The following is a 19,716-nucleotide window of genomic DNA, read 5'->3' as shown; positions in this document are numbered from 1 at the left end:
GCAGGTTCAAATCCTGCCCCCGCAACCAAACACAAACACACAAAACACACAAACACCCAACCCGCATAAAAGCCGCCCCCACAAGGCGGCTTTCGCGCGTTCAGGACCAGCGAAACGGCCCTCTCCAAAAAACCTTCCCCGCAGCGCGCTCGAAAAAAAACGCACCGACAGGGGAGGGGGCTTCCCGGCCGTCCTGACCGGGACTCTGTTCGGCCGCCCGGTACCGTAATGGCGCGGCGGGCCATCCGGGTGACGCTTCCGGCCAATGTCGGAAGACGAGGCTTTGCTTAAGCTCGGCACGTCGACAGAAGCATCCAAGAAGAACTCTGTCGCCTGACGATCATCCAGGCAAGGTCCCATCGATGAAAAGAGCTGTTCTTTCCCGGCGCATGGTCTGTGCGCTGATGCTGACCACGCTGAACCTGACCACGATTCCCGAAGCCTTCGCCCAGGCGGCCTCGCCCGATGCCATCGTCGGCAAGTGGGAGGCCGATGACGGGACGGTGCGGCTCGACATGTTCCGGGCCGGCGCCGCGTATCAGGCCCGCTTCCTCTACGGAAACGAGGTGGTCGAGGCCGACGGCGTCACCCTGAAGAACGATGCCAAGAATCCCGATCCGGCCCTGCGGAGCCGCTCCCTGAAGAACATCGTCTTCATCACCGGCCTGCGCTACGCGGACGGTGAATGGACCGGCGGCTCGATCTACGACGCCTCCTCGGGCCGCACCTACAACGCCAAGGCCGAGATGCAGGGCGGCAAGCTGCACCTGCGCGGCTTCCTCGGCGTCTCCCTGCTCGGTCAGACCCGCGTGTTCCACCGCATGCCTTAAGGGCGCACCGGCCGGCTGGCGCCGATCCACCGAGGATTGGCGCCTTTCGCATCATCCTTGTCGGTTTTCGCGAATGCGCTGTCGTGCGCCGGGGCCTACCCTATGCGCATGTTGAGGAGACAGTGATGGATCGTACAAGCAACAAGGTCGCCCTGGTCACCGGGGCCTCGTCCGGGATCGGCGAAGCCACCGCGCTCAAGCTCAAGGCGCTCGGCTACACGGTGTTCGGGGCCGCGCGGCGCGTGGACCGGATGCAGAGCCTCGCCCGGGCCGGCATCCAGGTCCTCGCCATGGACGTGACCGACGAGGCCTCGATGCAGGCCGGCGTCGCCGAGATCGTGGCCAAGGCCGGCCGCATCGACGTGCTGGTCAACAATGCCGGCTACGGCTCCTACGGGGCGGTCGAGGACGTGCCGCTCGCCGAGGCGCGGGCCCAGTTCGACGTGAACGTGTTCGGTGCCGTGCGGCTCACCCAGCTCGTGCTGCCCCAGATGCGGGCGCAGCGGGCGGGCACCATCGTCAACATCACCTCCATGGGCGGCAAGATCCACACTCCGCTCGGCGCCTGGTACCACGGCACCAAGTTCGCGCTGGAGGCCATCAGCGACTGCCTGCGGCTGGAGGTGCAGCCCTTCGGCATCGACGTGGTGGTGATCGAGCCCGGCGGCATCAAGACCGAATGGGCCGGCATCGCCGCCAACAAGCTCCTGGAGACCTCCGGCCGGGGCGTCTACGGCGCGCAAGCCAAGGCCATGGCCGAGTCGATGGTCGGCGAGGCCAGCCGCAAGCGCCAGTCCCCGCCGCAACTGATCGCCGATACGATCGCCACCGCCGTCACCGCCCGCCGGCCCAAGACCCGCTACGCGGTCGGCTTCGGCGCCAAGCCGATGATCTTCCTGCGCCGGTTCCTGTCGGATCGCGCCTTCGACGGGTTCATGCGCATGGCGACCGGCATCTCCCGCGCCGCCGCCTGATCGGAGGGACCGCCATGATACCAGCCGACCGGTGCAAGGTGCCCGCCGCCTTCTGGCGGGCGGTCGCCCAGATCGGCATCCCGCCGGCCGCCCTGCTGCGTCAGGCCCGGCTGCCGGCGACCCTGCATCTCGAGGGGCAGTCCCTGGTCACGACGGCGCAGTTCTTCGCCATCTGGCGGGCCCTCGAGGCGCTGGCGGACGAGCCCGCCCTCGGGATCCGGTTCGTGGCCGGGGCGGCCACGGCCGCCCATCCGCCCTCGAGCCTCGCCGCCTTCCACGCCCGCGACTATCGCGACGGCCTGCACCGGCTCGCCCGCTTCAAGCGCCTGTGCACGCCGGAGCAGTTCCACATCGTCGAGGGCGCCGGCGAATGCCTGATCACGAATGCCTGGTTCTACGCCACCGAGCCCGAGCCGGCGATCGCGACGGACGTGGCCTTCGCCACCCTGGTCGAGCTCGGCCGCCGCGGCACCGGCCTGCACCTGACGCCCCTGCGGCTCGACCTCCAGCGCCCCGGCCCCGGCCATGACGCGCATCGGCAGTATTTCGGCTGCGAGATCCGCTACGGCGCGCCGCGCAACGCGCTGCTTCTCAAGGGGGCCGACCTCGATCGCCCCTTCCCGGGTCACAACCCGGAGCTCCTCGACATGCTCACGCCGAGCCTGGCCTCGGCCCTGGGCGAGCTGGAGGCCCGCAGCTCCCTCTGCGCGCAGGTCAAGATCGTGCTCAAGCGCAGCCTGGCCAGCGGGCGGCCGGAGCTCGCCGACGTGGCCCGCGAGCTGGGCACGAGCGAGCGCACCCTGCAGCGGCGCATCACCGAGGAGGGCCGCACCTTCCGCGAGATGCTGGTCGAGGCCCGGCAGGAACTCGGGCGCCAGCTCCTGGCCGATCCGGCCACCGATATCGACGAGGTCGCCTGCCTGCTCGGCTACCAGGATACCAGCTCGTTCTACCGGGCCTTCCGGGACTGGGAGGGCGTGACGCCGAGCCGCTGGCGCGAGCTGAACGGCCGAGGCGGCGCCGGGCCGGGGCGGCCGCACGCCCTCCACTGAGGGGACGGCCCGGGGTAGTCCCCACGGAACCGTCCCATGGCGGGGGAGCCCCTCATTGGCGCTCTCCGCCAGACAACTGGCGCCCGCCGTCACTCTCAAGGGCGGGCCGGCGGCCTATCCCTGACCCTGCAGATCCTTCCGCTGCCCTTCTGCGAACAGGTTGGAACAGGGAGTTCCCATGACCGAGAAAGTCTGGCTCATCACCGGTGCCTCCCGCGGCTTCGGCCGCGTCTGGGCCGAGGCGGCGCTCGCGCGCGGCGACAAGGTGGCGGCCACCGCCCGCTCGGCGGCGAGCGTCGCCGATCTCGCGGAGCGCTACGGCGACGCCGTGCTGCCGCTGGCCCTCGACGTGACGGATCCGGACCAGGTCGGCCGGGCCGTCGCGCGGGCGCATGAGCGCTTCGGGCGGCTCGACGTGGTGGTCAACAATGCCGGCTACGCCCTGGTCGGGGCCATCGAGGAGACGTCCGAGGCGGATGTCCGGGCCGAGTTCGAGACCAACGTCTTCGGCGCGCTGCGCGTCCTGCAGGCGGTGCTGCCCTACCTGCGGGCGCAGGGCAGCGGCCACATCCTCGGCGTGTCGAGCGTCGCTGGGCTCGTCGCCAGCCCGGTCATCGGCTTCTACCACGCCTCGAAATGGGCGGTCGAAGCGCTCCACGAGAGCCTGGCCCACGAGGTGAAGGGCTTCGGCATCAAGGTCACGCTGATCGAGCCGGGCGCCTACGCCACCGAATTCGCCGGGCCGTCCTCCCTGAAGCTCGCCGCCGGGATCGAGGCCTATGCGCCGCTGCGGGCCCAGATCTTCGCCGGCGCCGCCCATGTCGAATTCGGCGATCCCCGGGCCACGGCGGAGGCGCTCTTCCGGATCGTCGACGCCGAGACCCCGCCGCTGCGCTTCTTCCTGGGCACCGAAGGCCTGCCGGTCGCCCGGGCGGCCTATGCGGAGCGCCTCGCCACCTGGGAAGCCTGGGAGGCGGTCTCCAACGCGGCGCAGGGGCAGTCGACCCGGCACAGCTTCAGCGCCTGACGGGCCTCGGGCGGACCCGGCCTCCGGCCCGGGTCCGCCCCGCGATCCGGGGCCGGAGGGCCGGCAGACGGCCTCCGCCTCGGCCTCATTCCTCTCCCTCAATCCCATGGCCGCGCCGCCGGGCGCGGGCCGATCGGAGCTTTGCGTCATGGTCTGGCTGATGCGTTCGGAGGCGGGGGCTGTCGCGGCAGGCGGCTTCGCCGATTACGTGCATTTCTTCCGGTCCTGGGTGGCGGCCCCCTTGCGCGTCGCCGCCGTCGCCCCGTCCGGCGAGGCCCTGGCCCGCCTCATGACCGCGGAGCTGTCCGCCAAGGACGCGCCGGTCCTCGAACTGGGGCCGGGGACCGGGGTGTTCACGCGCGCGCTGCTCGACCGCGGCCTGGCCGAGAGCGACCTTACCCTCGTGGAATTCGGTTCCGATTTCGCGCGGACCCTGCAGCTGCGCTTTCCCGAGGCCCGGGTGCTCTGGATGGATGCGGCGCAGATCAGGGGCAACGCCGCCTTCGAGGGGCAGGAATTCGGCGCCGTCGTCAGCGGCCTGCCGCTGCTCTCGATGCCGCCGCGCAAGGTCTTCGCGATTCTGGCGGGCGCCTTCGCCCTCCTGCGCAGCCAGGGCGCCTTCTACCAGTTCACCTACGGGCCGCGCTGCCCCGTGCCGCGGCCGATCCTCGACCGCCTCGGCCTCAAGGCCCGGCGGATCGGCGCGACGGTCTCGAACGTGCCGCCCGCGGCGGTCTACAAGATCACCCGGCGCAAGCCCCTCGCGGGCGGGGCGCCGGCCTTCGACTGAAGCGCGGGGCATCGCGGTGGGCGCGGGGATCGTTCGGGAATGAGAGTGCTGCTGCTCGGCGCGACGGGGCTCGTCGGCCGCCATGTCCTGGAGCGGGCGCTGGCCGATCCGCGGGTGACGGAGGTCACCGCTCCGGGGCGGCGCACGCTCCCCCCGCATCCCAAGCTGCGGGCGCCCCTCGTGGACTTCGAGGCGCTGCCGGAGGCCGCCAGCTGGTGGCAAGCCGACGCCGCCCTCTGCGCCTTCGGCACGACGATGCGCGTGGCAGGCTCAGAGGAGGCCTTCCGGCGGATCGACCACGGCTATCCCCTGGCGGCTGCCCGGCTGGCCCGCGCCCACGGCACGCCGTGCTTCGTCCTCAACTCGGCCCTCGGCGCCAATCCCGCTTCACGCTTCTTCTATCCCCGGGTGAAGGGCGAACTGGAGCACGACATCGAACGGCTGGGCTTCCCCTCCCTGACGCTGGTCCGCCCCGGCCTGATCGGCGGACAGCGTGCCCAGCCCCGTCTCGGCGAGCAGATCGCCGCGCTCGTCTTCGGTGCGCTCGATCCGATCCTGCCCGCCAGCCTGCGGATCGCCCCGGCGGATACGATCGCCCGCGTCATGCTCGACAGCGCCCGGGCCGCGCTTCCGGGCTGCCATGTGGCCTCGCTCCATGGGGAGAAGCGGACTCCTGCGGGCCGGACGCGCCCCTGATACCGAAGCGCCGCGTCGCCCGATCGGGGGCCTCGCCGCGCGCGCGATCCCGCTTCGTCCAAGGCGAGAGGGCCCGGGAATCGGTCTTCGTCGGGAACGCAAGAGCACACTTTTGTTCTTGATTGCTCTCGTTGCGGTGGCATTCTTCCATCGAATGCAGCCCACGCGAAAGATCTCGACCATGAGCATACGGATCGTGCTTGCCGCCCTCACCGTGACGGCGGCAACGGCAAGCCCCGCTCTGGCGCAGGGCGCCGCCGCGGAATCTCGGATGCGCGCCGCCGCTCCGACCCTTCAGGGCCAGAAGGCCTGGGATTTCCTCGCCTCCTCGCCTGCCGCGAATCCCCGCGACCCGATCGTCAAGGGCGCCGATTCCGTCCGGGCGCGGGGTTCCGTCGAGCGTCCGGCGCGATAGCACCGTTCCCGGGTCCTGCGGCGGTGCCGGCTGGCATGACCGGACGCGGCGAGAGTCCTTGCTGAGGCGAGACGGCAACAGCTGTGCCGTTCCCATCCCGGCCTGATTGACCGCCCCTGGCCACGGTGAGAGGAATGGGGCGACGGTTCCCCTCGGGGATCAAAAGGGAACGCGGTGAGGGGTTCGCTCTGAAGCCGCGGCTGCCCCCGCAACTGTGAGCGGCGAGCCTTCCGCCACTATGTCACTGGGTGATCCGCCCGGGAAGACGGTGAGAGGGCAGCGACCCGCGAGCCAGGAGACCTGCCGTCAGTCGTGGTCACACGCGAAGCGCGCCGGGCGGGGTGTCCTGGCGGGTGTCGAAGGTCCGCCATTCCTGCGAGGAGGCGGTGACCCGAGGCCTCGTTCGCGGTGACGTGCCACTGCCGTTGCCCGAGGCTGCCGTCCCGTGTTGTCCCTTCCTTCCGCGCTCCGGAGCGCGTTGGCCCTGTCCTGCGCGCTGTCCGCCCTCTCGACCGCGCCCGCCCTCGCCCAGCAGAGCGCGACGCCCTTCGCCGATGCGCCGGCCGCTGCCGCCCTCGAAGAGATCTCCGTCAGCGCCACCGGCGTGCCGACACCGACGGCGCAGGTCGGATCGAGCGTGACCGTGCTGACATCGCCGATGCTGGAACAGCAGCAGCGCCGCACCGTGCCGGATGCGCTCCAGCAGGTGCCGGGCCTCAACGTCGTGCAGACGGGCGGCCCCGGCGGCCAGACCTCCGTCTTCATCCGCGGCGCCAATTCCAACCACACGAAGGTGCTCATCGACGGCATCGACGCCACCGATCCGTCGAACGGCAACGGCTCCTTCGACTTCGGCCAGCTCCTCACCGACGACCTCGCGCGCATCGAGGTGCTGCGCGGGCCGCAGAGCGGCCTCTACGGCTCGGACGCCATCGGCGGCGTGATCGCCTTCACGACGAAGCGCGGGGAGGGGCCGGCCCGCACCTCGCTTCGGGTGGAGGGCGGTTCCTTCGGTACCTTCAACCAGAGCGGCCGGATCAGCGGCTCGGAGAACGGCTTCGACTACGCGGTCACGATCGCGCATGTCCGAGCCGCCGCGACCCCCGTCACGCCGCGGGACCTGGTGCCGCTTGGGCGCCCGGTCCATCCGAATTTCTACGACAACGAGACCGTCTCGGCGAAGCTCGGCTACCAGTTCACCGACACGTTCCGCATCAATTCGGTGACGCGCTTCATCAATGGGCGTCTGCTGTTCACGGGCGACGATCTCAGCACCTTCCCATCGGCACCGGCCGCGTTCCGCAGCGAGGCCGCCGTCCAGCAGATCTTCACCCGCAACGAGGCCGAGTGGACGCCGTTCGCCGGCTTCCACAACCTCTTCGCCATTAACTACTCGAACCTGTTCAACCGCCAGCAGGGGCCGCTGGACCCGCTCGCGACCCCCGACGCGACCACGGGGCTCGGGGAGCGCACGCGCTACGAGTATCGCGGCGATGTTCTGCTCTCCCCCGGCAACCTGCTGCTGTTCGGGGTGCAGCGCGACGAGGAACACCTGTTCACGACCACACCGGGTTCCGTCCCGGATTCCCTGCGCGCGCGGAACGGCAACACGGCGGGCTATGGGGAGGCGCAGCTGACGCCCTTCGCGCGCGCCTTCCTCGTTGCCAATATCCGCCACGACGAGAACGACCAGTTCGGCGCGGCCACGACCTTCCGGGTGGCGCCGAGCTACATTCTGCCCCTCACCGAGACGCGCCTGAAGGGAAGCGTCGGGACCGGCTTCAAGGCGCCGACCCTGAGCCAGCTCTACCAGGACTTCCCGGCCTTCAACTTCTTCGGCAATCCGAACCTGAAGCCCGAGGAGAGCCTCGGCTACGATGCCGGCATCGAGCAGCCGCTCGGCGACCGGGTCCTGGTCGGCGCGACCTACTACCGCAACGACTTCACCAATCTCATCACGACGAATGCCAGCTTCACGTCCAACGAGAACGTCGGGAAGGCCGAGTCCTACGGTGCGGAAGCCTTCGTCTCGGTCCGGTTCTCCGAAACGCTCTCGGGCCGCGTCGATTACACGAACACGGTTACCAAGAACGAGATCACCGGCCAGGAACTGCTGCGCCGGCCCCGCCACAAGGGCAGCGCCACCGCCACGTGGACGCCCCTGCCGGGTCTGACCGTCAGCGGCACGGTGATCGTGCTCGGCCACTTCGTCGACGGCAACCGGGACTTCTCCGTGCCGCGGCTGAAGAATCCCGGCTTCACCCTCGTCAATCTCGCCGTCAGCTACGACGTCAGCGAGGGCGTGAGCGTGTTCGGGCGGATCGATAACCTGTTCGACCGCCGCTACGAGAACCCGACCGGCTTCCTCGGGCCGGGCCTCGCCGTCTACGGTGGCGTGCGCCTGACCAGCTTCTGAGGTGACGATGCCGTCACGCAGCGCGCTTCTGCTCGCGGCCTGCCTGGCCGCCCTGCCCGCGGCGCGCGCCGCGGGTGCGGCGGCAGCGCCTTTGCGCGTGGTCTCGATGAACCTGTGCGCGGACGAGCTCGTCCTGCGGCTGGCCGACCGCGAGCAGGTCCTGGCGGTCACCGTTCTGGCCGCCGATCCGCGCGGCTCGACGGTGGCGGCCGAGGCCGCCGGGCTGCCGGTGGCGCGCGGCCTGACCGAGGAGGTCGTCGCCCTCCGGCCCGACCGCGTCATCGCCGGCGCCTTCACCACGCGCGCGACGGTCGCCATGCTCAAGCGCGTCGGCGCGCCGGTGCTCGAGCTCGGCGTGCCGGCCGATCTCGACGGGGTGCGTGCGCAGGTTCGGCAGGTGGCGGCGGCCGTAGGCCATCCCGAGCGGGGCGAGGCGATGGTCGCGGCGCTCGATGCCCGGCTCGCCTCCGTCCCACCGGCCACCCGTCCCCTGCGGGCCCTGGTCATGCGGCCGAACGCCTTCACGGTCGCGCCCGGCGGCCTCGGCGACGCGCTCATCCGCGCCGCCGGCCTCGTCAACGTGGCGGGCGAGATCGGTCGCGACCGCTTCGGTCAGGTCCCCCTCGAAGCGGCCGTGCTCGCGAAGGCGGACCTGATCGTGGTCGACGAGACAGGCACGGGCGCGCCCTCGCTCGCCGACGCGCTCCTGCAGCATCCCGTGTTCCGGGCCCTCGCACGCACGCAGCGGGTGGTCGCCATCCCGAACCGCTTCTGGACCTGCCCCGGCCCCCAGGTGGCGGAGGTCGTGGCGCGGCTGGCCGCCGCCGCGAACGCGCAGGCCGCCCGCCCATGAACGCGCCTGTCGTGAACCTCGCCCATGCCGCCCCGCCGCGACTCGGCATGCCGCGTGCCCGTCGGGCGGTCATCGCTCTCCTCGGCCTCGCCGTCCTCGCCCTGACCTGCGCCTCGATCGCCATCGGCTACGCGCCCTTCGACATGACCGCCGCCTTCGCGGATCTCGTCGCGGGCCGGACCACGCTCCCGGCCCTGGTGCTGTGGGAGCTGCGGATCCCGCGCGCCCTGCTCGGCGGCCTCGTCGGGTTCAGCCTCGGCCTGACCGGTGCGGCGATGCAGGGCTACCTGCGCAACCCCCTCGCCGATCCCGGCATCCTCGGCATCTCCTCGGCCGCCGCGCTCGGCGCCGTGATCGTGTTCTATGGCGGCCTCACCGCGTCCCTGAGCCTCGCCCTGCCCCTCGGCGGTATCGCCGGGGCGGCCGTCGCGGCCCTTCTCCTGAGCGCCCTCGCCGCCCGCGGCAGCAGCACGCTCGGCCTGATCCTGGCCGGAATCGGCCTGTCGAGCCTCGCCGGGGCGCTCACCGCGCTCGCCCTCAACCTGTCGCCGAACCCCTATGCCGCCCTGGAGATCGTGTTCTGGCTGATGGGCTCGCTCGGTGACCGCAGCATGGATCACGTCCTCCTCTGCCTGCCCCTGATGGCGGTCGGCTGGGGCCTGATGTTGTCCACCGGCTCCGCCCTCGACGCCCTCACCCTCGGCGAGGATACCGCTGCGAGCCTCGGCTTCGGCCTCCTCTCGGTGCGCCTGCGCCTCGTCACCGGGGCGGCGCTCGCCGTGGGCAGCGGGGTGGCGGTGTCCGGCGCCATCGGCTTCGTCGGCCTCGTCGTGCCTCACCTGATGCGGCCGTTGGTCGGGGCGCGGCCCGGCGCCGGCCTGTTGCCGAGCGGGCTCGCCGGGGCCGTCCTGGTCCTGGCCGCGGATATCGGGGTGCGCCTGCTCGCCACCCGGCCAGAGCTCAAGCTCGGGGTGGTGACGGCCCTGATCGGCGCGCCTTTCCTGATCGGGCTGCTCCTGAGGAACCGCGGGAGGGGGGCATGAGCCTGTCCGTCACGAGCCTCTCCGCGCACGCTATCCGGGTGACGCTCGAGGGTCGGACGATCCTGTCGGAGATCGATTTCGCCCTGGAGCGCGGGCAATTCGTCGGGCTGGTCGGCCCGAACGGCGCCGGCAAGACCACGCTCCTGCGGGTCCTGGCGGCGCTGATCGCCCCGGCGGAAGGCCGCGTCACCCTGGAGGGTCGGGCGCTGGCTGGCATGAGCCGCGACGAACGCGCCCGCCGCGTCGCGGCCCTGTTCCAGGGCGCCGGCGTCGGGTGGCCGATGAGCGTGCGCGAGATCGTGGCCCTCGGCCGGCTGCCGCATCGCCGCGCCTTCGCCGCCCTCTCCGAGGCCGACGAGGCCGCCATCGCGCGGGCCATGGCGCGCACCGATGTCGGGCACCTCGCCGGTCGGCCCGAGCCGACCCTGTCCTCCGGCGAGCGCATGCGCGCGCTGCTCGCCCGGGCGCTCGCGGTCGAGGCCGCGTGGCTCCTCGTCGACGAGCCGGTCACGGCCCTCGACCCGGCTCACCAGCTCGACGCCATGGCGCTGCTGCGCGCCGCAGCGCGCGACGGCGCGGGCGTGGTCGCCGTCCTGCACGACCTCGCCCTGGCCGCCCGGTTCTGCGACCGGATCGTGGTGCTGTCCTCCGGCCGGCTCGTCGCGGACGGCCGGCCGGAGGAGGCCCTGACCGATGCCCTGCTCGCCCGCGTGTTCGGCGTGACGGCGGAGCGGGGCCGGGCCGCGGACGGAACCCGATACATCCTGCCCTGGGCGCGGTCCGGGGCCACCAGGGGGACGAGCGATGACGCCATCATCCCAGGCTGAGGCGGTCACCGCCCTCCTGCGCGAGGCCCTGGCCGATCCCGGCACCGCCTGGAGCCTCGGCAGCTTCGGGGCCATCGCCGAGTTCATGCGCGATCCGGACGAGGCGGTGACGGCCCTGCCGGACGACCGCATGGGCCTGGCGACGGAGCGCGGCGCCATCGCCCTGACCGCCTGCCCCGGCCTGCGCCCGGTGGCCTACGAGACCGCGGTCGCGTCGGGCTGGAACCAGGCGATCGCCCTGTGCCTGCCGGAGGCGGCCTGCGCCATGAGCCGGCGGCGCGTGGTGACGGAGCTCGGTCCCGACCGGGAGGCGGCCCGCCTCCAGGACCGCGACGCCATCCTGTTCGATCTCGGCCTCGACCTGCTCGCGGTCGATGCCTGTGTGCGCACGAACGACGCGCACGCCATCGCCTGCCTCCGGTCGAGCGTCGGGCAGCCCCTGTTCGACCCCGCCAACCCGATCGGACGCCAGCTCGTCGCGATGAGCCCCCACCGGGTGTTCCTCGCCCGGGTCGGTCGCATCGAGGTCTATGCCCCGATCCCGGGCCCTGGCGGCATCAGCCCCGAGGGACCGCACACCCACGTTCTCCCGAAGCTCCTGCGGAGCGGCCGCACGCATGCGGCGGCGACGCCGATCCCCGCGGGCTTCGTCCCCTGCGCCGGCCTCCACCCGGCCCACACCTACAAGGACATGCTGGGCCGGCGGATCGCCTTCGACGCGGCCCGGCACGCGGCCTTTCAGATCCTGCTCGACCGTTGGGGCGATCCGGAGCTTCTCGCGGTCAAGCGCGGTGGCGTTCTCGGCCCGGACAGCCCCGTGTCGAGCCGCCACGCGCAGGCCGCGCGGCGCGTGGCCGAGGCCCAGGCGCGCTCCCTGCGGGGGGAGATCATCGAGGGCGCCGCCGACACCGACGAGGACGAAAACGGCGCCGGTTAGAGCGCCCTCCGCCGAAGGGGAGGGCGGTTCACGCCCGAACGCGACCGGCTCCTTCACCCGGTGCAGCCTAGGCAGGCCGATCGCGCCAAGAGTCCCTTTCAGGCTCGAGGCACGAGCGCGGTCTCGAAAGTCAGGTTTGCGTCGCGGCCTTCCCATCCGGCAGGAAGAAATTTTGAGACGGGCTGCCCCGATTTTGGTCTTGAAAGTCATTGGAATCGTTAGCGTAACAATTACGCAACGAGCGCGCAGATTTTCATGCTCGCGGGGATGGTACTCCTATGTGGAGATGATCGCTTCGCAGCTTGGTGCTATGCATCCGCGCAAGTATCGTCGGCGTAGACACTTCCACAATGAATGGGACGATCGAGAACGGATTCGGGGATGGTTCGAGCGTTCTCTGTCACCGCTTCGACCCGCCCATAGGGGCCGATCCGGATGCGTTGGGGCTTGCCTGGCGTGAGCACATCGCCCCGGTCTTCGCGGTCAGTTGGGGGCCGGAGACCGATCTGTCGATCCCGATCGGGATGCGCAGCTACCATCTGGGCGAACTCATCGTCGGAGACGTGATCGCGCCGGCCCATGTCCTGGAGCGCTCGGCCGAGATGATCGAGCGGCAGGGGCTCGATCACATCCTGTTGCAGTTCTACCGGCGCGGACAGAGCCGGGTCGAGACCCGCGACCGGATCGAGTTGGTCACGGAGACGCAATGCGTCGTCTTCGATCTCGCCCAGCCCGTTCGCATCGTCGCCGATCCCGTCGATGCCACGAACCTCGTCATTCCCCGCGCCCTCCTGGAGGATCAGGGCTGCCGACTGGATGGCCTGCACGGCCATGCCTTCGACCATGGCGACGACTCGTTCGCGCGGCTGCTGCACGCATTCCTCGCCAATGTCGTGGCTTGTGGCGATCTGCTTCAGCCGCATGAGGCGGCCACCGCGGCGCGGGCGATCGCGCAGCTCTGCGGGACCTATCTGCGCGGACGCGACGGGAGCCCGCCTCCCCAGAAGCTCGAAGCGAGCATCAAGGTCCGGCGCTTCATCGAGCGGGAGCTTCACAATTTCGATCTGGGCCCGGCGATGATCGCAGCGCATCTGGGCCTGTCGCGCTCGACCCTGTATCGCCTCTTCACGGAGAGCGGCGGCGTCCTCGCCTATATCCGCGACCGTCGCCTCATGCGGGCGATGCGGATCCTCGTCCGAGGGGAGGGGGGGCGCCCGCTGCGGATCTCGCAGCTCGCCTACACGGTCGGCTTTTCGGACGACAAGACGTTCCGGCGGGCCTTCCGGCGTCGCTTCGGCTTCATGCCCAGCGAGACCAGCGGCTACCATCTGGGGCTCGACGACCGCCGGGCCGGCATGCCCGTTCTGCGGAGCTGGATCGAGAATCTGTGAGCGGCGGCGGAGCCGCTCGCGGATCGGCACCGATGCTCGGCGGATCCGTGACATGAACGAACGTCCCGGGCGTGAGCCCGGGACGTCTTTCGGTTCAGCGGCCAGGTGATCGGGGCTGGGGACGCTTTCGCCGAAGGCTGTCGAGCCGGTTCGGCTCAGTAGCTTCCGAACTTGTAGTTTACGCCAGCGCGCACGACGGCGAAGTCGTCGCCGAGGGAGCGTCGGTCGGGGGTGCGCAGGTAGAGGTCGCCCGTCACGGTGTTGACGGCGAGGAGGGCGGTGCCCTGGTTGCGCTGGACGTTCACGTAGAGGCCTTCCACCTTCAGGGTCACGGCGGAGGACTTGAAGAAGTTCAGGAAGGAGTCGGTCGGGAGGGCGTATTCGACGCCGCCGCCCACGGCCCAGCCGGTCCGCATCTGGCCGTTGTCGGTGAAGCCGAAGTAGCGCTTCTCGTTGCCGCCGCCATAGGCATAGCCGCCGGTGGCGTAGACGAGGGTGCGGTCGAAGGCGTAGCCGAGGCGGCCGCGCACGGTCCCGAAATACTCCATGCCCGCCGTGGCCCGCGGATCGAAGAAGACCGTGTTCGGGTTCAGGACGGTGCCGGGACCGGCGAGCACGCCGGAGTAGCGGCGACCGGCGGCGAGATACTGCGCGTCCGCCTCGACGCCGACCACGAAGCCGCTGCCGGGGGTGAACTGGTAGTTGGCGCCGACCTGCAGACCGCCGGTGAAGCCGTTCTGGCCGCGGTTGTTGAAGCTGAAGGTGCCCCCGACGGTGCCGATATCGGAATCGTCGATCAGGAAGGCGGCGTTCCGCTTGCTGCTCTCACGGGTGGTGAAGGCGTAGCCGGCATTGCCGCCGAGGTAGAACCCCGTCCAGGTGAACACCGGGACCGGGGTGAAGACCGGCGCCGGCGGAGCAGCGCGACGCGGCAGATCGGCCGCGAAGGCGGATCCGCAAGCAACGATTGCAGCAGATGCGGAGATAAAACCGTATTTATACATCGACTGTGCCCTGTTTTTTCAGCACAGATCGAATGTCAGACCGACTGCGGAAAGTCTGTAGCATCCAGGCAACGTCGCAATTGAGGGCGACGGCCTGGGATTCTGGGGATATCTTTTGGGACGCAAGAGGAGCGGCGACCCAGGCGCCTGCTCTTGTCTCGGAAGTCCATGTCTGGTCGGCGGTTCTGCGCCGCGGGTGCGGCACTCACCTTGCCCCGGCCTACACACCGTAAATTATCATTCATCGCAATTTTTCATGATTTTGTCAGGGGCTTCGGTGCTGTTCCTGCAAGCCGTAGATGAGGGACCCTCGATGCCGATGTCGTCACCCATTGCGTTCAACCATCGCCGTTCGGAAAACGGTGAGATGGGGCCGCGGCGTTCCGGCGCCGGCTTCGTGGGACTTGTCCTCGTTGGGGCCTGTGCGCTGACATTGTCCGCCTGCGTGTCGGCCAAGGAGCAGCGGGCCATGGATCAGGACAAATGTGTCGGGTTCGGCTTCGAGGCCGGGACGGATGCGTTCGCGCAATGCATGATGGGGGTGTCCCAGCAACGAGACGCCCTTCGGCAGAACGAGCAACTGGCACGGCAGGCCCGCATCAGCGCCCAGAACCAAGAGGACGAGCGCCGGCGCGCGCTCTACCGCGCCCTGAGCCAGCAGCGATCCGGCGACAAGAGTTTTCCGGTCTGTGGCGCCGGAAGCGGCGGCGGCCTCGACGTTCAAAGCGGAACCTGGGCCGGACCGAATTGTCGCGCCCGATAAGCCCGCTGCGTCAACGGCCGACGGGACAGACGCAGCGACGTGCCGTCCTATCGTCGGCCGGCACTGCGGCACGCGGCGTTACGTGCCGACCGTGCCGGTCGACGGGGATATCCGGAGCCGCGTCGTCATCGCCCCGGCGGCCGGACAGGGACGCTACGGATCTTGCCGCGTCACCGGGCTGCCGCTGAGTCGCCAAGACGGGGCGCCGATCCCGTCCATCGCCCCAGGTTCACCGTGGGAGACGGGCGCGGCGAGAGTGTCGACGGTCAGTTGCGCGGCGGGTGCCTACGACAACCGATCTTTTGCGCGCGGTAAGAGGCGCAAACCGTGATCGGTCTTTGGCAGAGCACCGGCAAGCGCATCCGGTCTCACGCGTCGCTGGGTTACCGGCCGCCCGCGCTCATCGCCGTCCAGGATCTGGCGTTCCAGCGACGCATGGCCACCGCCATGCAGGAGACTTTCGATCGGTCCGGTCCAAAATGCCGGCTAGGTCAATCTTCTATGTTCTTGGAAAAATAAGGGACACAATTCTGAAAGATCTCAAATACATCAATCGCATACATGATGCGATGAGGTTGACGCGATGGTCGGGAGCATGGATCGGCGCGGCTTCCTGAAGGCATCGGCGGCCTTCGCCGCCGGCGCCTCGGCCGGCTTCGCCTGCATCGAGATCGCGCGGGCCGGGCCGATCGCGGTGCCGACCGTCGACACGCTCTCCCTCCGCGTCCTGATCGATTCCGCCCACGACCAGTTCCTGAAACCCTCGACCGTGCAGGGCGTGTTCCATCAGCCGCCGGGCAGCGGGCGCGGCAGCGACTACCGCAAGGTGCTGCACAACCAGTGGGGCCTCTCGCTCTTCGCGGAATCGAAGGCCGGCGACGAGGCCCGCACCATCCTCCTCGATTTCGGCTACAGCCCCGAGGCGCTGCTCAACAATATCGAGATCCTGAAGGTCGACCCGACCCGGGTCGATGCGCTGATCGTCAGCCACGGCCATCACGATCATTACGGCGGCCTGACCGGATTTCTCGACAGATACCGCAGCCGCCTCGCGCCCGACCTGAAGCTCTATGCCGGCGGCGAGGACAATTTCTGCCACCGCCTCAGCCCCAGCGGCGTGCAGGGCCAGTTCACGGATTTCGGTCAGCTCGACCGGCGCGAACTCGCCGCGCAGAGGATCGCGACCGTGCTGTGCGAGACGCCGACGGTGGTGGCCGGCCACGCCTTCACCACGGGCCCCATCAAGCGCGCCTCGATCGAGCGCATCCTGCCCAACACCTTCGTCGAGCGCGGCATCAAGGACGGGCTCGGCTGCGACGCGAGCCACTATGCGCCGGCGGAGCTCCAGGGGACGATCATCCCCGACGAGCATGTCCACGAGCACGCGACCTGCTTCAACGTCCGCGGCAAGGGCCTGGTGGTGATCAGCTCCTGCGGCCATGTCGGCATCGTCAATTCGGTGCGGCAGGCGCAGGCGGTGTCCGGCATCGAGAAGGTCCACGCCATCGTCGGCGGCTTCCATCTCGGCCCGGCGCCGAAGGAGTATCTGAGCCAAGTCGTCGCCGAGATCGCCAAGCTCCAACCCGACGTCGTCATCCCGATGCATTGCAGCGGCCTGAACTTCGCCCTCGAAGCGCAGGCGCAATTGCCCGACCACGTCATCGTGCCGACCACGGGCAGCCGGCTGACCTTCGGTGCGTAGGGCCGGGCTCCGGGCGCTCCTCCTGCTCGGCCCGCTCTGCGGTGCGCCGGCCCTTCCGGCCCGGGCCGAGGAGGCGCCGCGTCGCTCGGCGGCGGAGCTGATGGACGTGCTGATGTGGAACCGGGAGCCGGTCGGCGGGCCCTTCGCCCTCGTCGACCAGGACGGGCGCCCGCGCACGGAGGCCGATTTCCGCGGCAAGCTGCGGATCGTCTATTTCGGTTACACCGGCTGCCCCGACGTGTGCCCGACCGATCTCATGGAGATCGCCCGTGCTCTGACCCTGCTCGGCGACGCGGCGGAGGCGATCCAGCCGGTCTTCGTCACCCTCGACCCCGCGCGCGACACGCCCGCCCATCTCGCGGAGTACCTGCCGAGCTTCCATCCCCGCCTGATCGGCCTGACGGGGAGCGCGGCGGCGATCCGGCAGGCGGCGGAGGCCTACAAGGTGTTCTACGAGCGGGTGGCGCGGCCGGGCGGCGAGGACGCCATCGACCATTCCGCCTTCATCTACCTGATGGACCGCGCGGGCGGCTATCTCGGCTTCTTCCCGCCCGGCACCTCCGCCGAGCGCATGCTCACCATCATCCGGCCTCACCTGGGGAAGGGCTGACGGGCGCCGTCCCCGCGAAGGTGATGAACTGGGCCGAGGACCAGACCCGGCTTCCGTCGCGCTGGCGGCCGGAGAAATAGACCGGGCGGAAGCCGAAGGGGGCGTTCTCCGGCGCCACGACGATGTGGCCGGCCACGTCGCGGGGCAGCGGCCGCTCGGTCAGCCGCTCCAGCGCCAGGAACAGCTCCGTGCCGCCGAGCTCGCGCCGCAGGGCACCCTGCTCCAGCAAGTCGCGCCCGCTGCATTCCCAATGAAAATCCGGCGCGTGCACGAAGGGGGCGGGCCGGCGCGGGTCGCCGACCTTCACGAAGCCGCCGATGGTCCCCTCGATGACGAAGCGGCACTGGTCCAGGTTGCCGATGTCGATCTCGATGGCGTCGCTGTCGCCATAGGTCTCGGAGCGGAAGGCGATCTCGGTGGGGCCGGCCCGCCACGCCGTCTCCTCGGCATGCTCGAAGCCCTGGGGCGTGAGACGGCGGATCGTGCCGTTGAGGATGCGGATGCGGCCTTCCCAGCTCGCCCAGCGATAGCGGTCGCGGATGCGCGCGCCGCCCCAGCGCAGGCGCACGAGGCGCTCGGAGTAGCCGAGCTCGGCGTGCAGGTCGCGCCGCCAGATCGGGCCGGTCTGGTCGTGGGCCGTCAGCTCCTCCCAGCCGGCCTCGCCGAGGAAGCGGTAATCGAGCCGCGCCGGGCCATCCTGCACGAAGGCGTCGCCCTGGAGATGGTCGCCGCAGCGCACGAGGAGAGCGCTGCGCTCCCCCGTCGTGGCGAAGGTGCGCCGGGCCCGCAAGGCCCTGCCGACGGAGCGGCGGTCCAGGCTGTCCGACAGGATGCCGGTCAGGCCGCCGCGCACGCCGAAGACCTGCACGCCCGGCACGCCGCCGCCGGGCCGCCCGCGATGCTCGTCGCCGTTGGCGCAGACGCCGAGCCGGTAGCCCCGCGCGATCACGTCCCGGTAGAGCCAGTCGAACTGCCCCCAGGCGGAGGCGATCTCGACGAGGCGCTCCAGCTCCGGATGATGCCAGTCCGGGATGTAGCGCCGGCCGCCGACATGGGGGATGACGAGGTGGTTCTCCGGGTCGTCGATATAGGCCGCCCAGAGATCCTCGACCGGCCAGCGCCCGACCTCGACGCCCGTGCCCTGCATGCTCTCGTTCCAGAGGAAGGTGCGGTTGTGCTCGCCGCGCCCGTTGAACGGGAAGCCGGGCGGATCCTCCCCGAGGAAGAGCACTTGGTGGTCGCCGCCCGCGGTCGAGCTGCCGCACCATTCCTGCACGGCATAGGCCACGAACCGGCCGGGCGCGTCGAAGGCGCTCACCACCGCGACGCCCTGGCGCCAGGCCTCGTCGGTGATCTGGAAGTCGTTGGCGGTGTAGCCGTAGACGTCGACGCCGGCCACGTCGCGGGCATAGGCGGCGTTGTAGGCCGGGCTGTTGGTGCCGACCGTGTCATGGGCATGGACGTGGAGATCGCCGTAGAGCGCCCGCGGCACCGGGGCGTCGGCGAGCCCCGAGACGAAGGCCTCGCCCTCCAGCGGGTCGCGGGTGCCGGGGCGGACGACGCGGAGGCGCATCGTGCCGGAGACCGGCGGCAGGTCCTCGATCCGGAGGGCGGCCCACCCTTCCGCGGGCACCGCATGGCTCTGTTTGGAGACGATGCGGTCCCCGAGCGCGGCCGTCACGTCGAGGCGGCCGCCCTGGTCGCGGGCGATGTTGCCCCAGCGGTCGAGCAGCGCGACCGTGAGGGACGGCACCACCCCCTCCGCCACGAAGCGGGGCGCGGCAAGCTGCAGCCGCTCCGGCGGCCCGGCGACGATCCGCACCACCGGGTCGCCCGGCACCGCGACGTAGCGGGAGGTGCCGAGCGGATCGACGTAGCAGCGGAAGCGGAAACCGTCCTCGACGAAGGTCTGGACCCGGGTGCCGGGGCCGCCGGCCCGCCGGTCGCCGAGGCGGAGGACGATGCGGTCGCCGGCATTGAGATAGCCGTCGACCACGTCGACGATCACCGCCTTCTGGAAGGGCCGCTCGTGCCCCTTCTGGTCGAAGCGCACGCTGAGCGACTGGACGGTGGCGGGGGATTGCCCGGGGGCGAGCGGGCCGGCCTCGTATTCGGCGCTGACATAGTTGGCGGCGGCCGGATCCGCCGTCTGGAACAGGGCCCAGTCCGAGTAGAACTTGAAGGTCGCCTTGAAGGTGGCCCCGTCGGCGATGCCGCAGGCGCCGACCTCGTAGGTCAGCACCACCTCGTGCCAGCTCCCCGCCACCAGGGTGTCGTGGCTGCAATGGACGCTGCCCAGGAAGGGCCGCGCCTTGATCGCCGCGTAGAGCCCGGCCGGCGCCACATGCTCGCCCAGCCGCGCCCTGCCTTCGCCCTCGTCCCGCAT

General features: G+C 70.5%; 18 protein-coding genes and 1 riboswitch. Of the genes, 16 read left to right on the top strand and 2 right to left on the bottom strand.

Annotation, left to right across the window (positions count from 1 at the left end):
* Window positions 1–362: 362 nt before the first annotated feature.
* The 13 genes from MFF21_RS15125 (at window position 363) to MFF21_RS15065 (ending at window position 13,251) form a co-directional block, all read left to right on the top strand.
* Entirely contained in the window at window positions 363–830 is a 468-nt protein-coding gene (locus MFF21_RS15125) for a DUF2147 domain-containing protein (protein ID WP_238311966.1), read from the top strand.
* Window positions 831–955: 125 nt separating this feature from the next.
* The gene (locus MFF21_RS15120; protein WP_238311965.1) at window positions 956–1,804 is read left to right on the top strand and encodes an oxidoreductase; all 849 of its coding nucleotides are present in this window, start codon (window positions 956–958) and stop codon (window positions 1,802–1,804) included.
* 14 nt (window positions 1,805–1,818) lie between these two features.
* Window positions 1,819–2,856 carry an AraC family transcriptional regulator gene (locus tag MFF21_RS15115; protein ID WP_238311950.1) on the top strand — a complete coding sequence of 346 codons (1,038 nt, stop codon included), beginning with the start codon at window positions 1,819–1,821 and terminating at the stop codon, window positions 2,854–2,856.
* Window positions 2,857–3,034: 178 nt separating this feature from the next.
* The gene (locus MFF21_RS15110) at window positions 3,035–3,883 is read left to right on the top strand and encodes an SDR family oxidoreductase (RefSeq protein ID WP_238311949.1); all 849 of its coding nucleotides are present in this window, start codon (window positions 3,035–3,037) and stop codon (window positions 3,881–3,883) included.
* A gap of 148 nt (window positions 3,884–4,031) precedes the next feature.
* Window positions 4,032–4,673, top strand: coding sequence for a class I SAM-dependent methyltransferase (locus MFF21_RS15105; RefSeq protein WP_238311948.1), 642 nt, complete (start codon window positions 4,032–4,034; stop codon window positions 4,671–4,673).
* Between the two features lie 39 nt (window positions 4,674–4,712).
* Window positions 4,713–5,369 carry a Rossmann-fold NAD(P)-binding domain-containing protein gene (locus tag MFF21_RS15100; protein WP_238311947.1) on the top strand — a complete coding sequence of 219 codons (657 nt, stop codon included), beginning with the start codon at window positions 4,713–4,715 and terminating at the stop codon, window positions 5,367–5,369.
* 181 nt (window positions 5,370–5,550) lie between these two features.
* Complete coding sequence (locus MFF21_RS15095; protein ID WP_238311946.1) at window positions 5,551–5,784, top strand: hypothetical protein; 234 nt, start codon at window positions 5,551–5,553, stop codon at window positions 5,782–5,784.
* A 126-nt stretch (window positions 5,785–5,910) separates the two neighbouring features.
* Window positions 5,911–6,106, top strand: a riboswitch (cobalamin riboswitch).
* 156 nt (window positions 6,107–6,262) lie between these two features.
* Window positions 6,263–8,200: a TonB-dependent receptor plug domain-containing protein gene (locus MFF21_RS15090; protein ID WP_238311945.1), complete on the top strand. Its 1,938-nt coding sequence runs from the start codon at window positions 6,263–6,265 to the stop codon at window positions 8,198–8,200.
* Between the two features lie 7 nt (window positions 8,201–8,207).
* Window positions 8,208–9,053 (top strand): ABC transporter substrate-binding protein, encoded by an 846-nt coding sequence (locus MFF21_RS15085; protein WP_238311944.1) that lies wholly within the window; start codon window positions 8,208–8,210, stop codon window positions 9,051–9,053.
* Window positions 9,050–10,096 (top strand): FecCD family ABC transporter permease, encoded by a 1,047-nt coding sequence (locus MFF21_RS15080; RefSeq protein ID WP_238311943.1) that lies wholly within the window; start codon window positions 9,050–9,052, stop codon window positions 10,094–10,096. The genes MFF21_RS15085 and MFF21_RS15080 overlap by 4 nt, the downstream gene beginning before the upstream one ends.
* Window positions 10,093–10,923 (top strand): ABC transporter ATP-binding protein, encoded by an 831-nt coding sequence (locus MFF21_RS15075; protein WP_238311942.1) that lies wholly within the window; start codon window positions 10,093–10,095, stop codon window positions 10,921–10,923. Before MFF21_RS15080 ends, MFF21_RS15075 begins: the two co-directional genes overlap by 4 nt.
* Window positions 10,901–11,860 carry a DUF6925 family protein gene (locus MFF21_RS15070; RefSeq protein ID WP_238311941.1) on the top strand — a complete coding sequence of 320 codons (960 nt, stop codon included), beginning with the start codon at window positions 10,901–10,903 and terminating at the stop codon, window positions 11,858–11,860. Before MFF21_RS15075 ends, MFF21_RS15070 begins: the two co-directional genes overlap by 23 nt.
* 440 nt (window positions 11,861–12,300) lie before the next feature.
* Window positions 12,301–13,251, top strand: a complete 951-nt coding sequence (locus MFF21_RS15065) for a helix-turn-helix domain-containing protein (protein ID WP_238311940.1) — start codon at window positions 12,301–12,303, stop codon at window positions 13,249–13,251.
* 155 nt (window positions 13,252–13,406) lie between these two features.
* Here MFF21_RS15065 and MFF21_RS15060 read toward each other — a convergent pair whose 3' ends face one another.
* A complete protein-coding gene (locus MFF21_RS15060; protein ID WP_238311939.1) occupies window positions 13,407–14,255 on the bottom strand; it encodes an outer membrane protein in 849 nt (282 codons plus the stop codon).
* Between the two features lie 277 nt (window positions 14,256–14,532).
* On the opposite strand from MFF21_RS15060, the gene MFF21_RS15055 reads away from it, so the two are divergent.
* The 3 genes from MFF21_RS15055 to MFF21_RS15045 all read left to right on the top strand — a co-directional run bounded on the left by MFF21_RS15055 (window position 14,533) and on the right by MFF21_RS15045 (window position 17,330).
* Window positions 14,533–15,018: a hypothetical protein gene (locus tag MFF21_RS15055; protein WP_238311938.1), complete on the top strand. Its 486-nt coding sequence runs from the start codon at window positions 14,533–14,535 to the stop codon at window positions 15,016–15,018.
* A 583-nt stretch (window positions 15,019–15,601) separates the two neighbouring features.
* On the top strand, window positions 15,602–16,720 hold the full coding sequence (locus MFF21_RS15050; RefSeq protein ID WP_238311937.1) for an MBL fold metallo-hydrolase: 1,119 nt from the start codon (window positions 15,602–15,604) through the stop codon (window positions 16,718–16,720).
* The gene (locus tag MFF21_RS15045) at window positions 16,713–17,330 is read left to right on the top strand and encodes an SCO family protein (protein ID WP_373325028.1); all 618 of its coding nucleotides are present in this window, start codon (window positions 16,713–16,715) and stop codon (window positions 17,328–17,330) included. The genes MFF21_RS15050 and MFF21_RS15045 overlap by 8 nt, the downstream gene beginning before the upstream one ends.
* Here the strand turns inward: MFF21_RS15045 and MFF21_RS15040 are convergent.
* The gene (locus MFF21_RS15040; protein ID WP_238311936.1) at window positions 17,302–19,716 is read right to left on the bottom strand and encodes a hypothetical protein; all 2,415 of its coding nucleotides are present in this window, start codon (window positions 19,714–19,716) and stop codon (window positions 17,302–17,304) included. The two genes, MFF21_RS15045 and MFF21_RS15040, sit on opposite strands and share 29 nt — an antisense overlap.

The organism is Methylobacterium organophilum (genome assembly GCF_022179465.1).
GTDB lineage: Bacteria > Pseudomonadota > Alphaproteobacteria > Rhizobiales > Beijerinckiaceae > Methylobacterium > Methylobacterium organophilum.
Note: the sequence above shows the minus strand (reverse complement) of the source record. Positions and strands in the feature narration are given on the sequence as shown.

Coding starts and splice junctions, on each gene's coding strand:
- MFF21_RS15125 (WP_238311966.1), top strand. CDS start 363: ATGAAAAGAGCTGTTCTTTCCCGGCGCATGGTCTGTGCGCTGATGCTG.
- MFF21_RS15120 (WP_238311965.1), top strand. CDS start 956: ATGGATCGTACAAGCAACAAGGTCGCCCTGGTCACCGGGGCCTCGTCC.
- MFF21_RS15115 (WP_238311950.1), top strand. CDS start 1,819: ATGATACCAGCCGACCGGTGCAAGGTGCCCGCCGCCTTCTGGCGGGCG.
- MFF21_RS15110 (WP_238311949.1), top strand. CDS start 3,035: ATGACCGAGAAAGTCTGGCTCATCACCGGTGCCTCCCGCGGCTTCGGC.
- MFF21_RS15105 (WP_238311948.1), top strand. CDS start 4,032: ATGGTCTGGCTGATGCGTTCGGAGGCGGGGGCTGTCGCGGCAGGCGGC.
- MFF21_RS15100 (WP_238311947.1), top strand. CDS start 4,713: ATGAGAGTGCTGCTGCTCGGCGCGACGGGGCTCGTCGGCCGCCATGTC.
- MFF21_RS15095 (WP_238311946.1), top strand. CDS start 5,551: ATGAGCATACGGATCGTGCTTGCCGCCCTCACCGTGACGGCGGCAACG.
- MFF21_RS15085 (WP_238311944.1), top strand. CDS start 8,208: ATGCCGTCACGCAGCGCGCTTCTGCTCGCGGCCTGCCTGGCCGCCCTG.
- MFF21_RS15080 (WP_238311943.1), top strand. CDS start 9,050: ATGAACGCGCCTGTCGTGAACCTCGCCCATGCCGCCCCGCCGCGACTC.
- MFF21_RS15075 (WP_238311942.1), top strand. CDS start 10,093: ATGAGCCTGTCCGTCACGAGCCTCTCCGCGCACGCTATCCGGGTGACG.
- MFF21_RS15070 (WP_238311941.1), top strand. CDS start 10,901: ATGACGCCATCATCCCAGGCTGAGGCGGTCACCGCCCTCCTGCGCGAG.
- MFF21_RS15060 (WP_238311939.1), bottom strand. CDS start 14,255: ATGTATAAATACGGTTTTATCTCCGCATCTGCTGCAATCGTTGCTTGC.
- MFF21_RS15050 (WP_238311937.1), top strand. CDS start 15,602: ATGGTCGGGAGCATGGATCGGCGCGGCTTCCTGAAGGCATCGGCGGCC.
- MFF21_RS15040 (WP_238311936.1), bottom strand. CDS start 19,716: ATGCGGGACGAGGGCGAAGGCAGGGCGCGGCTGGGCGAGCATGTGGCG.